Origin of the sequence: Morganella sp. HMSC11D09 (assembly GCF_001807955.1) — a bacterium.
GTDB lineage: Bacteria > Pseudomonadota > Gammaproteobacteria > Enterobacterales > Enterobacteriaceae > Morganella > Morganella morganii.
This window is the reverse complement of sequence record NZ_KV791711.1, coordinates 1-12,834: the sequence shown is the minus strand read 5'-3', so window position 1 is coordinate 12,834 and position 12,834 is coordinate 1. Positions and strand designations below refer to the sequence as shown.

At 51.9% G+C, this 12,834-nt stretch carries 13 protein-coding genes and 1 pseudogene; 9 read left to right on the top strand and 5 right to left on the bottom strand.

Going from position 1 to position 12,834, the window contains the following annotated elements:
* Positions 1-109 precede the first annotated feature (109 nt).
* Positions 110-1,771 (bottom strand): DNA repair protein RecN, encoded by a 1,662-nt coding sequence (gene recN, locus HMPREF3119_RS15635; RefSeq protein WP_004241899.1) that lies wholly within the window; start codon positions 1,769-1,771, stop codon positions 110-112.
* An 88-nt stretch (positions 1,772-1,859) separates the two neighbouring features.
* Entirely contained in the window at positions 1,860-2,759 is a 900-nt protein-coding gene (nadK, locus tag HMPREF3119_RS15630) for an NAD(+) kinase (RefSeq protein ID WP_004237006.1), read from the bottom strand.
* Between the two features lie 100 nt (positions 2,760-2,859).
* Here nadK and grpE point away from each other — a divergent pair, with 100 nt between their 5' ends.
* Entirely contained in the window at positions 2,860-3,438 is a 579-nt protein-coding gene (gene grpE, locus HMPREF3119_RS15625) for a nucleotide exchange factor GrpE (RefSeq protein ID WP_004237004.1), read from the top strand.
* A 56-nt stretch (positions 3,439-3,494) separates the two neighbouring features.
* Here the strand turns inward: grpE and ung are convergent, their stop codons facing one another.
* Positions 3,495-4,193, bottom strand: a complete 699-nt coding sequence (ung, locus tag HMPREF3119_RS15620) for a uracil-DNA glycosylase (protein ID WP_036416902.1) — start codon at positions 4,191-4,193, stop codon at positions 3,495-3,497.
* A gap of 344 nt (positions 4,194-4,537) precedes the next feature.
* Here ung and grcA point away from each other — a divergent pair, with 344 nt between their 5' ends.
* Positions 4,538-4,921, top strand: a complete 384-nt coding sequence (gene grcA / locus HMPREF3119_RS15615; protein WP_004237002.1) for an autonomous glycyl radical cofactor GrcA — start codon at positions 4,538-4,540, stop codon at positions 4,919-4,921.
* 158 nt (positions 4,922-5,079) lie between these two features.
* Positions 5,080-5,901: a Tle-like phospholipase domain-containing protein gene (locus HMPREF3119_RS15610; RefSeq protein ID WP_036416897.1), complete on the top strand. Its 822-nt coding sequence runs from the start codon at positions 5,080-5,082 to the stop codon at positions 5,899-5,901.
* A 58-nt stretch (positions 5,902-5,959) separates the two neighbouring features.
* On the opposite strand, the gene srmB is transcribed toward HMPREF3119_RS15610, so the two are convergent.
* Positions 5,960-7,306 (bottom strand): ATP-dependent RNA helicase SrmB, encoded by a 1,347-nt coding sequence (gene srmB / locus HMPREF3119_RS15605; RefSeq protein ID WP_004236999.1) that lies wholly within the window; start codon positions 7,304-7,306, stop codon positions 5,960-5,962.
* A 150-nt stretch (positions 7,307-7,456) separates the two neighbouring features.
* Here srmB and HMPREF3119_RS15600 point away from each other — a divergent pair, with 150 nt between their 5' ends.
* The 6 genes from HMPREF3119_RS15600 (at position 7,457) to HMPREF3119_RS15570 (ending at position 11,990) form a co-directional block, all read left to right on the top strand.
* The gene (locus HMPREF3119_RS15600) at positions 7,457-8,200 is read left to right on the top strand and encodes a tRNA1(Val) (adenine(37)-N6)-methyltransferase (protein ID WP_070580266.1); all 744 of its coding nucleotides are present in this window, start codon (positions 7,457-7,459) and stop codon (positions 8,198-8,200) included.
* A gap of 348 nt (positions 8,201-8,548) precedes the next feature.
* Positions 8,549-9,127, top strand: a complete 579-nt coding sequence (rpoE, locus tag HMPREF3119_RS15595; RefSeq protein WP_004236997.1) for an RNA polymerase sigma factor RpoE — start codon at positions 8,549-8,551, stop codon at positions 9,125-9,127.
* 31 nt (positions 9,128-9,158) lie between these two features.
* Positions 9,159-9,794 (top strand): anti-sigma-E factor RseA, encoded by a 636-nt coding sequence (gene rseA, locus HMPREF3119_RS15590; protein WP_036416894.1) that lies wholly within the window; start codon positions 9,159-9,161, stop codon positions 9,792-9,794.
* A 2-nt stretch (positions 9,795-9,796) separates the two neighbouring features.
* Entirely contained in the window at positions 9,797-10,750 is a 954-nt protein-coding gene (gene rseB, locus HMPREF3119_RS15585; RefSeq protein ID WP_004241907.1) for a sigma-E factor regulatory protein RseB, read from the top strand.
* 1 nt (position 10,751) lies between these two features.
* Positions 10,752-11,219, top strand: a complete 468-nt coding sequence (rseC, locus tag HMPREF3119_RS15580; protein ID WP_036416892.1) for a SoxR-reducing system protein RseC — start codon at positions 10,752-10,754, stop codon at positions 11,217-11,219.
* 396 nt (positions 11,220-11,615) lie between these two features.
* Positions 11,616-11,990, top strand: a complete 375-nt coding sequence (locus HMPREF3119_RS15570) for a hypothetical protein (RefSeq protein ID WP_036416890.1) — start codon at positions 11,616-11,618, stop codon at positions 11,988-11,990.
* A gap of 96 nt (positions 11,991-12,086) precedes the next feature.
* Here the strand turns inward: HMPREF3119_RS15570 and HMPREF3119_RS15565 are convergent.
* Positions 12,087-12,834: pseudogene (locus HMPREF3119_RS15565) on the bottom strand (insecticidal toxin protein); the annotation flags it as partial.

Sequence of the window (12,834 nt, the reverse complement as noted above, 5' to 3'; positions counted from 1 at the left end):
CTTTAGGATTCTTTGTGACGATGATAATCGACAATAATCAAATTGAAAACCTTTACATTTTTCTATGACCGCAGGATCGCATAAAAGTTAGATGAAATCAGCTTGTTTGTCATGCTGCCAGCAATTCTTTTGCGCTGGCAAGGGTATTTTTGGTGACGGCAGCGCCGGCAAGTAACCGGGCCAGTTCCTGTACCCGTGCTTTTTTATCCAGCAACTGCATGGCTGTTTCAGTTTCAGTGCCGTTGGTGTGTTTGCTGACAAAGTAGTGCTGATGTCCGCAACCTGCAACCTGTGGTAAGTGAGTCACACACATGACCTGTGTGGATTCGCCCAACTCACGCAGCAGTTTCCCGACGATAGCGGCTGTCGGACCGCTGATACCCACATCCACTTCATCGAAAATCAGTGCCGGAGTGTCCATTTTCTTCGCGGTGATCACCTGAATTGCCAGTGCAATACGGGATAACTCCCCGCCGGATGCCACTTTCGCCAGTGCCTGATGAGGCTGTCCCGGGTTGGTGGTGACATTAAATTCAATTCTGCTCGCGCCGTCCATACTCAGTTGTTCCGGAGTAAAAATCACATCAGCGGTAAAGCGGCCATGTGGCATGGATAAATGGTGCATGCTCTGTGTGATAAGCTCACTCAGTTCAGCTGCGTAGTGCTCTCTGACCATATGTAACTGCTGTGCAATCGTCAGGGCCTGCTGATAATACTGTTCCGCTTCGCGGCTCAGTTCTTCGCTGTGCTGTTCACTCTCCTGCTGCATCTGCTGCTCTTCCTGCAACTGTGCATACAGAACATATAACTCTTCCGGCGTGGTGTGATGTTTGCGGCTCAGGCTGATGTAACGGGAGATTCGCTGTTCGAGTTCATACAGCCGGTTCGGATCCAGATCCACACGGTTACTGTAGTGACGCAGTTCATTGCTGACTTCATCCACCTGAATGGCGGCTTCTTCCAGCATGGTCAGTAACGGGGACAGGCTTTCATCCAGTGAGATCAGCTCGCTGAGTTCATGACGGGCATGATTGAGCATGCTGATGATGTTGTTTTCATCATTTTCACTGAGAATGTTTAAGGTGCCCTGACTCAGGCTCAGAAACTGACCGGCATTCGCCAGGCGTTTATATTCCGCATCAATATCCGGAAATTCCCCTTCACGGGGTTCAAATTCACCGAGTTCTTTCAGGTGATAATCAACCAGTTGCCGGCGGGCTTCCCGCTCCAGTGCCTGCTGCTGATAGAGCGCCAGTGCCTGACAGGCGTTGTGCCATTGTTGCCAGGCTTTTTTCATTTCACCGAGCAGTAAGCCCTGGTTGGCATAGGTATCCAGCAGAATTTTCTGGTGACTGCTTTCCAGCAGATGCTGATGGGCATGCTGTCCGTGGATTTGGATCAGCAGTGTGCCCAGCTCACGCAGTTGTGACAGCGGTACGGCTGTGCCGTTGATAAAACCACGGGAACGCCCGTCGCTGTTGATAGTGCGGCGCAGCAGGCATTCCTGATTATCATCCAGTTGGTGTTCCTCCAGCCAGAGACGGGCAGCCGGGGTATCTTTCAGAGAGAAGCGGGCGCAGATATCAGCGCGGTTAGCGCCGGGACGCACCATATTGGCATCCGCGCGGTTGCCGAGGCACAATCCCAGTGCATCAATGGCAATGGATTTACCGGCACCGGTTTCACCTGTGATGGCGGACATACCGGCGCGGAAGTCGATTTCTAACTCGCGGACAATGGCAAACTGACTAATGGTGAGCTGGGTTAACATGCCGCCTCTCCTGTGGATATACACATACCTGTTTTTACATACAGTATAATCAGGATTTGTATCCGGTAAAGAGGCGGAATGAAAAAAATCAGAACATTTTTTTAGACCAGCCGAGTTTTGTGCTTAACGTATTGAAATAGTTATAATCAATCGGGTGTATGAGATCGAGAGTTTTGCTGCTGCGTTTGATCCTGACCACATCCCCTTCCTGTATCGGCAGTGCTATCTGGCTGTCACAGCTGACTTCATAGTCAATATTGGTCTGCGGGAATTTCAGGGTAATGGTGCTGTGACTGCTGATCACCAGCGGCCGCGAGGAGAGGGTGTGCGGGAACATCGGTACCAGGGCGATAGCATCAAGATTGGGTGTCAGGATCGGCCCGCCCGCTGAAAGTGAATAGGCGGTGGAGCCGGTCGGGGTGGTGATGATCAGGCCGTCAGAACGCTGGGAAAAGGCAAAGCGCTCATCAATATAGACTTCAAAATCAATCATGTGGGCGACTTTTCCGGGGTGGAGTACCACTTCATTGAGCGCGGTGCTGCGGCGCAGTTTGCCGTTGGGGCTGAGTACCCCGGCATCGAGCAGAAACCGTTTTTCGACGTGGTATTCCCCGGTCAGCACGCGGTCGAGCTGCTGGAGTGCATTGTCTGGCGCGAGATCAGTCAGAAAGCCGAGGTTTCCCCGGTTTACGCCGATCACATCCGCGCCATAGCGGGAGAGCACACGGGCGGCGCCGAGCATATTGCCGTCCCCGCCGATCACAATCACCAGGTCGGCCTGCTGCCCGATATCCGGCAGTGTGCCGGTGACAGCATCGGTCAGCCGCATTTCAGCGGCAACATCACTTTCGACAATCACACGCAGACCTTTTTTCAACAGCCAGTGATACAGCAGTTCGTGTGTTGCCAGCGCTTCAGGATGGCGCGGATGGCCGACAATTCCGATACAGCGGAACGATTTGTTTTTTGCGGTATTGTCCGTCAGCATGTGCGTTTTAGCCTCACTTAATCGCCATTCCCTTGAATCTCTGAGTTTGATCCCCATAATAAACAAGAATCAGGATTATTGCGAAATACGCGGAGATTTTATGAGTAGTCACGAACAAAAAACGCACGAAGAACCTGTTGCAGATGCAGCGGAGACCCTGAACACGGCAGCAGAGCAGCCGGAAACGGAGCAGGCGGATGCCGCCGCAGCAGCACAGGCCCGTATTGCGGAACTGGAGCATGAGCTGGAAGAGTCCCGTAAAACGGAACGCGAAGCGATGCTGCGCGCCAAAGCGGAGATTGAAAACAACCGCCGCCGTATGGAACAGGATGTTGAAAAAGCCCATAAGTTTGCATTAGAACGTTTTTCTAATGAATTATTACCTGTGATTGATAACCTGGAGCGCGCACTGAGTGCGGTGAATCCGGAAGATGAAGCACAGAAAAGTATGCTGGAAGGGCTGGAACTGACACTGAAATCCTTCCTGGATGCCGTGAAAAAATTCGGTATCGAAGTGGTCGAAGAGACAAAAGTGCCGTTCAATCCGGATGTGCATCAGGCCATCAGTATGGTGGATGCTGCGGATCACGAGTCCAACCATGTGGTGACAGTGATGCAGAAAGGCTACACCTTAAACGGCCGCCTGCTGCGTCCGGCGATGGTGATGGTCTCCAAATAAGGATCGTTTCACACGCAACGGAATGCCGCCGCAAGGGCGGCATTTTTGTCTCTGTATTATGCGCCGGGCTGAAGCTCTGCCGGGATCACCGGCTGCCAGTCGATGGGTGCCTGACCACGCTCTGTCAGTATCGCATTGGTCTTTGAGAAGTGACCGCAGCCCAGGAAACCACGGTGTGCGGATAACGGTGACGGGTGTGGCGCTTTCAGTATCACATGCTTTTGCTGATCAATGTATTGGCCTTTCCGCTGGGCATGTGCGCCCCAGAGCAGGAAAATCACACCTTCACAATGGGCATTGACGGCCGCAATCACATTATCGGTAAACGTTTCCCAGCCCAGTTTGGCGTGTGAGTGTGCCTGGCCGCGTTCAACCGTCAGCACGGTATTAAGCAGTAACACGCCCTGTTGTGCCCAGCTGACGAGGCAGCCGTGATTCGGCCGGGTAAATCCCGGGATATCCGCTTCCAGTTCCTTATACATATTTACGAGCGACGGCGGCGGCTGAATACCCGGCAGCACAGAGAAAGAGAGACCGTGTGCCTGGTTCGGTCCGTGGTACGGATCCTGTCCCAGAATCACGACCCGCACATCAGACAGCTCCGTATAACGGAATGCGTTAAAGACATCTTTCTGTGGTGGGTAAATGGTCTTACCAATTTCTCGTTCATGAGCGACAACACGGAGTGTTTCAATGAAATAGGGCTGGGTTTTCTCATGGCCGATGACATCATGCCAGGTCAGTGATGCAGACATCGTGTCGTTATCCTTCATTTATTACAAGAGTTGCATTCAGCTTACCTGACTTATCCGTTGTTAGGAAATAAGAAGGGATTTTTTTGCGGGCCGGTTCTGATAACCGCAGTGGCAGGGCGAAAATGGCTGATTTTTTACAAAAAAAACTGAAAATAGCAAAAATGAAATTTTGATTTAAAACAGACTTTTACCATGGCGGTTAAAAATTGATATGATTTTTATTGATATATGTCAAAGAATCACCCCTGTATTCTTGGTATATAAGATGCAGAGACATTGGTTAGACCAATATTCCAAGTTAAATGACAATCAATAAATTGATAACGAATCACCCGGAGGTCATCATGGTTACTGGTATTCAAATTACTAAATCCGAAAACGCTGCACTGGTTAACTCTTTCTGGCTGCTGGATGACAGCAAAGACGAAGTACGCTGCATCTGTGCAAAAGAACAATATGCAGACGGTGATGTTGTTTCCCGTGCCGCATTAGGTCCTTTCGAGTACCGCGAAGTGAATTTACAGGTTCAGCCTACCGTCCGTGTTGAAGGTGGTCAGCACCTGAACGTGAACGTTCTGCGTCGTGAAACTCTGGAAGATGCTGTTAACCATCCGGAAAAATACCCGCAGTTAACTATCCGTGTTTCCGGTTATGCAGTGCGTTTCAACTCACTGACTCCTGAACAGCAGCGCGACGTTATTGCCCGTACTTTTACTGCCAGCCTGTAATCGTTCCGGCAATAGTCCTTGTTCCGAAAACCACGCTCCGGCGTGGTTTTTTTATGTCTGACGGATAAGGATATGGTAACTCACTGATAAAAAATGATATTGTTACAGTGTGATGAATAGCGTTAAGTGAAGCCTTCTGTATCCGGGGAGGTATACTTATGTTGATTGAACACTATTTTTCGCAGTTACTGGCTTTCTCATCCACGCCGCATTGTCAGTCCCTTTTGCAGCGGCAGCATTTAACCGCAGCGGATTTATTGCTGCCGGCACCCGCCGGGATCCGGCAGGATGGTTTTCCCGATGATATTACCCTGGCCCGGCTGTGTTCAGACAGTTATCAGCCCGGCAGCCGTGATATCGGCGGGGTCAGTCGTTCTGATGCGCAGACACTGGCCTCGCTCTCGCTGACGGAAGAGCAGTTAAGCAGCCCGTCCGGCCTGCAGAGTATGATTTATCATTACCGTGATACCGGTATTCTGGCGTTTGCGGGCAGTAATGATATGTCAGATATGATGACCAATATCCGCCAGGGGCACGGATTACCGGCCCGGCAGTATCAGGAGGCGGTGTCACTGGCAGCACATCTGTTGTCGCAATCCGTTTGTCCGTGGCTGTTTGTCGGGCATTCTCTCGGTGGCGGGCTGGCTTCATTCTGTGCTGTGGTACTTCAGCAGCCGGCGGTGATATTCAATGCGGCGGGGCTGGCGGAAAATACGCTGGCGGAAGAGGGCGTTTCTCTGGTGACGGCGCGTGCGCGCGGGGCAGAGCTTATCCGTCATTATGTGCTGGAGCATGACTGGCTCACGCATATCCAGGACGGGCTGGATCTTCCGAAAGCACTGGGGCAGCGGATAGCGCTGGAGTATTATCCGCCGCAGCATGCGCATTCCGTTTTGCAGAAACTGGTTCTCGGCGTGAAGGCACATACCCTGTCGCAGGTGGTTACCGCGATGGAACAGATGGATGAAATCCGGGAGTAAGCATAAAAAAACGGACTGTGACAGTCCGTTTTCTTTTATCAGAGAGAAGGAGTTCCGTTTATTCCTGTGGCTCAGCGGCCGCAGGAGTTTGTCCCGCGTGATCTGCGCCTGGCTTGCGTCGTTTTCCGATATTTTTACTGACGCGATGACGGATTTTGGTTTTTTTCTTCTTCTCAGTTTCAGCGATTTTCTGCTCTTTGCGCTTGGCGAGCACTTTTTTCGACGGCTTGTGCGTCGCTTTCTCCGATGGCGCACGGGTTTTCGGCCGTAGCTCATCAATCACGCGCATTTTAACCGGCTCTTCAATATAACGGATGATTTTGCCGAGCAGCGGCTGGTCGTGAGATTCCACCAGTGAAACAGCCACCCCTTTGCGTCCGGCACGGGCGGTGCGCCCGATACGGTGCAGGTAGACATCCGCGGTGCGCGGCAGGTCAAAGTTAAATACGTGGCTGATATCTTCGATGTCGATCCCGCGGGAGGCCACATCGGTGGCGATAAGCACAGTAGCACGGCCGTCAGTCATACGGCTGATGGCTTCGTTGCGTTTCGCCTGAACCATTTCGCCTTCAAGATAGCAGGAGACAATATCCTGTGTGCGCAGCCAGTCAGACAGTTCACGCACGCGCTCACGTTTGCGGACAAACACCACCGTTTTGGTGACATCCGGTTGTTTCAGCAAATGTGCGAGCAGGGCTTTCTTGTGCTCCAGGTCATCGGCACGCAGATAGAACTGCTGGATTTTTTTGCGCTCACGGCGTGACGGGTCAGCTTCGATCTCAACCGGCTCGTTCAGGATCCGTTTGGCGAAATCGCGGATAGCCTGACCTTCGAGGGTGGCGGAGAACAGCATAGTCTGTGTGCGCCAGCGGGTTTCACCGGCGATGGTTTCGATATCGTTGGCAAAGCCCATGTCCAGCATGCGGTCAGCTTCATCAAGAATCAGGATCTCAACCGCGCGGCAGTCAAAGTTTTCTTCTTTTATATACTGCAGCAGACGCCCGGTGGTCGCGACAACAATATCCTGGTTCTCACTGAACACTTCGGCGTGGTTCATATAAGCTACGCCGCCGGTGATGGTGGCGACATCGTGATGGGTGAACTGACAGAATTCTCTGGCCTGATCCGCCACTTGCATAGCCAGTTCGCGGGTCGGAGTCAGGATAAGCACGCGCGGCGGCCCGGATTTTTTACGCGGGAAGTCAGACAGGTGCTGAATGGCCGGCAGCAGATAAGCGGCAGTTTTGCCGGTGCCGGTCGGGGCTGAACCCAGAATATCACGATTATCCAGCGCAGCCGGAATAGTGGCTTCCTGGATGGCGGTCGGACGCTCATAGCCCTTGGCATCCAGTGCGCGGATCAGTTCATCGTTCAGTTCAAGTTCAGAAAAAGTAGTTGCAGTCATTATATACCTCTGTTTGGACCGCTGATTATAAACGGCTTGGACAGGATCTTCATCAAAAATAGTTGTCAGCGTGCGGGACTTTCTTCTGCGGGCAGAAGTCCGTATCCTGTCGCCGGGTTTTCTTTATTTTAACAGACAAACAGTTCCGTGATGATGACAAACGAAAAACAACCTCCGCGCCGCCGTGGTTTTGCCTGCAAACAATTTTTTGTGGCCCACGACCGTTGTGCCATGAAAGTCGGTACCGACGGGGTGCTGCTCGGTGGCTGGGCACCGTGTGAAAATGCCCGCCGTATTCTGGATATCGGTACCGGCAGCGGGCTGGTGGCGCTGATGCTGGCGCAGCGGTCATTGCCGGATACACGGATTGATGCGGTGGATATTGATGCTGACGCCGCAGCGCAGGCCGCAGAGAATTTCCTCGCGTCACCGTGGGGTGGCCGGATGAAGGTGTTTCATCAGGATATCGGTGAGTTTACCGCTGCCTGCCCGCAATCCCGTTATGAGCTTATCGTCAGTAATCCGCCGTATTTCGCCCCGGCGGTCGCCTGCCGTAACAGTGCCCGGGAAACCGCCCGTTACACCACATCACTGGAACATCCTCAGCTGCTGCGGCATGCGGCACAGCTTATCACGCCGGACGGTCTGTTCTGTGTGGTGCTGCCGTACACCACCGGACAGAGTTTTATTGTCGCCGCCGGTGAGCAGAACTGGTTTCTGCACACACAGATTGCCGTGTCAGATAAACCGGATACCCCTTTTCACCGGACATTAATCGCCTTATCGCGCCGTCCGGTCAGTGCGCTGCACAAAACGATGAGTATTAAAACGGAAGAGGGCCGTTACAGCGCTGATTTCAAATCATTTATCACCGGTTTTTATCTGAAATACTGAACTGCGTCATTGTAGCGGTTACGGCGGTGCTTTTTTCAGTCAAAAGCGGATTTTACAGGATATTTACACTGTCCTGCGGCAATTTTCCGTGATTATCAGAGGGATTACCGCTGAAAACGTGGTAATCTGTAACGTTAATTGCCGGAAAAACAGGCTGCGGATAAATACGCAGGATTTATCCGGAAAATATGTAGTGAGGATCACAAAAAGGATCCTTTTTTGTAATTTTTTTAAAAGAAAAATGAACTTCGCTATTTTAGCTGACTCAAAGTATCGCTTGCTCATGATGAAGTGAAGCGAAACAGGAAAGAGAATGGTGAAGCTGAGCTTCGGGAGATAACACTGCGAATGAGCGAGCAGTTAACGGATCAAATGCTGGTTGATCGGGTACAGAAAGGGGATCAGAAAGCCTTTAATATGCTGGTGGTACGCTATCAGCACAAGGTGGCGAGTCTGGTATCCCGTTATGTTCCGCAGAGTGATGTTCCGGATGTGGCGCAGGAGTCCTTTATTAAGGCGTACCGCGCAGTCGGGTCATTTCGCGGTGACAGTGCATTTTATACCTGGCTGTACCGTATTGCGGTCAATACAGCAAAGAATTACCTGGTTGCTCAGGGGCGCCGTCCGCCGTCCAGTGATGTGGATGCCGGAGATGCTGAGAATTTTGAATCCTCAGGGGCGTTAAAAGAAATTTCGAACCCTGAGAACTTAATGTTGTCTGAAGAATTAAGAGCGGTGGTTTTCCGCACGATCGATTCCTTACCTGAGGATTTGAAAACGGCGATTACATTGCGTGAGCTCGATGGTCTGAGCTATGAAGAAATAGCTGAGATTATGGATTGCCCGGTCGGCACGGTTCGTTCCCGTATCTTCCGCGCACGCGAAGCCATCGATAATAAAGTTCAGCCACTGATACAAAATCAGTGAGCACTTAAATCACACTGAAGGGAACGTAGGCATGCAAAAAGAGACACTTTCCGCACTGATGGACGGAGAAACTCTTGACAGTGAAGTGGTTACCGCACTGACACAGGATGCAGATCTGCAGGCAGAATGGGCTGGTTATCACCTTATCCGTGATACCATGCGCGGCGACCTGCCGGATGTTATGCATTTTGATATTGCGTCACGGGTAGCTGAAGCACTGGCGCAGGAGCCGGTTTATATCGCACCTCAGGCGATCCCTGAGTCTCAGCCTGAACCGAAAACATGGCGTGATTACGGATTTGTGGCAAAACTGCGCCCGTGGGCCAGTCAGTTAACACAAATCGGTATGGCAGCCTGTGTATCACTGGCCGTGATTATCGGTGTTCAGCACTATAATACCGACGGCACAGAGAGCGTGGTTAACGGTGATGCATCCGCATTCAATACCGTTCCGTTTATGGGCAGTGCGTCACCTGTCAGCCTCGATCTGAAAAACGGCGCCGGTCTTGCCCCGCAGACCCGTTTTGATCAGGAGCGCGGTGCGCGTCTGAATGCGATTTTCCAGCAGTATGAACTGGATCGCCGTGTACACACGGATGGTCAGCCTGAAGTTAAACAGACAGCCACCCCGGAACAGGGTCGCGCGTCTTCACAACCACAGCAGTAGTAATGAAACGAATCTGGTTATCCGTTGCTTTTCTGACGGGCAGCCTGTTACTCGCAGCACCGGCCTCAGCACAACAAAGTGCTGAGGCGTTGCTGCAGAATATGGGTAACGCTTCCCGCACACTCAGTTATGAACTCTCTTTTATCACCATCTCCCCGAAAGGTATCACGCCGGTCCGTTACCGCTATGCGGTTATGGATGGTCAGCCTGTCGCCCAGATTATGCAGATGGACAGCTCCCGCCGGGAAATTGTCCAGCGTGGTCAGGAGATCAGCTACTATGAGCCGGGGCTGGATTCATTCAGCCTGAGCGGTAATCACATTGTTGATTATCTGCCGTCGATTATTTTCGCGGACTTCAGTGCGCTGAAAGCCTATTACAATTTTATTGATGTCGGACGGATCCATATCGGCGATCATCCGGGACGGGTCGTGCGCATCACCTCAAAAGATAACTCACGTTACAATTATATTGTGGTCGCAGATGAAGAAACCGGCCTGCCGTTACAGGTGGACCTGCTGGATCAGAATAATGTCTCACTCGAACAGTTCCGCGTGGTTTCTGCTTCCGTGAATAACAGCAGTGTGACAGAAGCACTGAAAGCGGTACAGTCTGTCACTATGCCACCGGTACTGGCTATTCCGCAGCCGGAAAAGATCAAATTTGACTGGGATGTGATGCGTCTGCCGAACGGGTTTAAAGAAATGACCCGCAACCGCCGCCAGGTGGGTGAGCAGGAATGGGTTGAGACCGTGATGTTCAGTGACGGCCTGTTCTCATTTTCCGTGAATGTCGCCAAAGCGGTGAAGACACCAGAAAATCAACAGACAATGCGCCAGGGTTCGCGTACGCTGTACACCATACGTAAAGGTGATAATGAGATCACTGTCTTTGGCGAACTGCCCCCGGCGACAGCCCGGCAGATAGCTGACGGTGTGACATTCAGCGGAGGTTAATATGGTAAAAGAGTGGGCAACCGTGGTGCGCTGGCAGGACGGGCGTGCGGTGTTGCGTTACGGGTCATCTGCCGGATGCGGCAGTTGCAAAGCCCGAGCGGCATGCGGCTCTTATCTGCTGAATAAACTGGGGCCGGAAGCGGAGCATCAGCTTGAAATTCCGGTCAGTGAACCGCTGGTGACCGGCCAGAAAGTGGAAGTCGGGATCCCGGAAGGCAGCCTGCTGCGCTCGGCAATGCTGGTGTATCTCACGCCGCTGCTGGGTTTATTTGCCGGTGCGGGGCTGGTGCAGGCACTGGCGGAAAGTCAGTCTGCGGTTCTCGCGGGTGGCCTGCTCGGCGGCGCTGCCGGGTTCCTGCTGGCGCGTAAAATTGCCCGCCACTGGAGCGGCTCAGCGGATTATGAGCCGGTCATCCTGCAAATCGGCCTGCCGCCGTCAGAGCTCAGCATTGATATGTGTGAGTCCTGATTTATCCGGGCTCTCCTGTTGTGAAGTATGCCGGTCATGATTTGACCGGCATTTTTTTTACCGCAGGAATGTCAGTGATTCCTATATTTTTCTTATGCTGCTCAGGTAGCATGAGGAACTTCCGTGTAAGAAAATATCCTGATTAGTGAGGGCAGTAATGCTGGTACAGACAGTAAAGGATTACCGTTTTTCAGGCAGACAAAAAATGTTTCAGGGGATCAGTGCCGGGAGCTCCGCCTCTCCCCGGGGGTTGGTTTTTCAGTTAACTGACCTGATGACTCAGCTTTCCGTAAATGTGCTGGATATCGGTTTTGGTACCGGAATGTCTGGCACGGACTGGCACAGGATATCCCGCAGGAATTATTTGCCAAATATGATGTTATTTGTCTGCCGGATGTGATTGAGCATCTGGACAGAGATACCGCCATTGAGCTGGTCAGATATATCCTGACCAACATGAATGATAATGCCCGCTTTTTTATCAGTACGCCATTGTGGTTTTATCCTCAGGACACAATACAGGAAGGTGATCTTGAAAAGCACCTTATCGGTGTGCCGGTATCCTCAATGATGGCAATGCTGCCGCAAATGTATTCAGTGAATAATCCCCTTATCGGCGGGTTTATTTACGGCAAAGCCAGTCTTGATTATGCAGATATGTTCAGCCCGGTCACGAATCCGGCATTTTCTCAGGAGCAGGGACGGGCTATCGCCCGCGCGATCAATTTTGACTGCACGCCGGGTAAAGTCACCCGTCTGCAGTATGAATAAAAAAATAACAGCCTGAATGACAGGCTGTTATTGATCACTGCGGGTTGTTTTTATTGGCGACAATCTGATACCCGCAGCTTGTCGCCAGGATAAAAATTAACAAATGGTGTAACGGATATGAATGATGATGTCGGTCAGGCTGAGTAGCAGTGGTTTCTGCTTCTCACCGGTTGCGTCCGGGAAGCTCAGGGTCAGGCTGTTATCATCATCCACCGGGATACCTTCAAACGGCAGCCAGCGGCCGTCATTGAAATCAAGCCGGAACAGGCCGTCATCATTGATACCGTGGGATAGCGCAATGGCTTTGCAGCCGGCCGGCAACGAGTTACCGCCATAGCGGAATATGGCCCGCATATCCTGATAGGGCTCTACGAGTGCCGGTAATGTCACGCTGATCTGTTTGATACGGCGTGTTGTGCCCAGAGCCTCAGGGTAGTCATCTTTAATGTTCAGTGCTTTCAGATTGAACGCGGCATGCAATTGGTTATCGGCGGTTATTGAAAGCCCGGTTGATGCCGGTATATTCCCGCTGCCATTACCTTTCAGGAGGTCAGCAATTCCTTCTGCCAGAGTCACATTGTCAGTACGGTACACTGCCGCCAGAGAAACAGTACGGGTGACCTCCAGTGAGCGACTATCCCGTTTCAGCCATGCCTGTTCCATCTCTGCCAGGTTCAGCAGCAAAGATTCCCCGGCCATCAGCCCGGCGTTATTGCTCTGCCATGCGCCTGATTTGATGTAACGGGTAGCCGTATCATTGGTCTGCCATGCGTAAGCTTTTTCCGCCATCATGCAGCGTGCCGCTGTCAGGTCATAGAAGCGGTAATAGATGGATGCCAGACGG

Excerpts from the sequence above, each read along its gene's own strand:
- HMPREF3119_RS15610 (WP_036416897.1), top strand. The coding sequence starts at position 5,080 with ATGTTGATTGAACACTATTTTTCGCAGTTACTGGCTTTCTCATCCACG.
- rseB (WP_004241907.1), top strand. The coding sequence starts at position 9,797 with ATGAAACGAATCTGGTTATCCGTTGCTTTTCTGACGGGCAGCCTGTTA.
- grpE (WP_004237004.1), top strand. The coding sequence starts at position 2,860 with ATGAGTAGTCACGAACAAAAAACGCACGAAGAACCTGTTGCAGATGCA.
- rpoE (WP_004236997.1), top strand. The coding sequence starts at position 8,549 with ATGAGCGAGCAGTTAACGGATCAAATGCTGGTTGATCGGGTACAGAAA.
- HMPREF3119_RS15600 (WP_070580266.1), top strand. The coding sequence starts at position 7,457 with ATGATGACAAACGAAAAACAACCTCCGCGCCGCCGTGGTTTTGCCTGC.
- srmB (WP_004236999.1), bottom strand. The coding sequence starts at position 7,306 with ATGACTGCAACTACTTTTTCTGAACTTGAACTGAACGATGAACTGATC.
- ung (WP_036416902.1), bottom strand. The coding sequence starts at position 4,193 with ATGTCTGCATCACTGACCTGGCATGATGTCATCGGCCATGAGAAAACC.
- rseC (WP_036416892.1), top strand. The coding sequence starts at position 10,752 with ATGGTAAAAGAGTGGGCAACCGTGGTGCGCTGGCAGGACGGGCGTGCG.
- grcA (WP_004237002.1), top strand. The coding sequence starts at position 4,538 with ATGGTTACTGGTATTCAAATTACTAAATCCGAAAACGCTGCACTGGTT.
- recN (WP_004241899.1), bottom strand. The coding sequence starts at position 1,771 with ATGTTAACCCAGCTCACCATTAGTCAGTTTGCCATTGTCCGCGAGTTA.
- nadK (WP_004237006.1), bottom strand. The coding sequence starts at position 2,759 with ATGCTGACGGACAATACCGCAAAAAACAAATCGTTCCGCTGTATCGGA.
- rseA (WP_036416894.1), top strand. The coding sequence starts at position 9,159 with ATGCAAAAAGAGACACTTTCCGCACTGATGGACGGAGAAACTCTTGAC.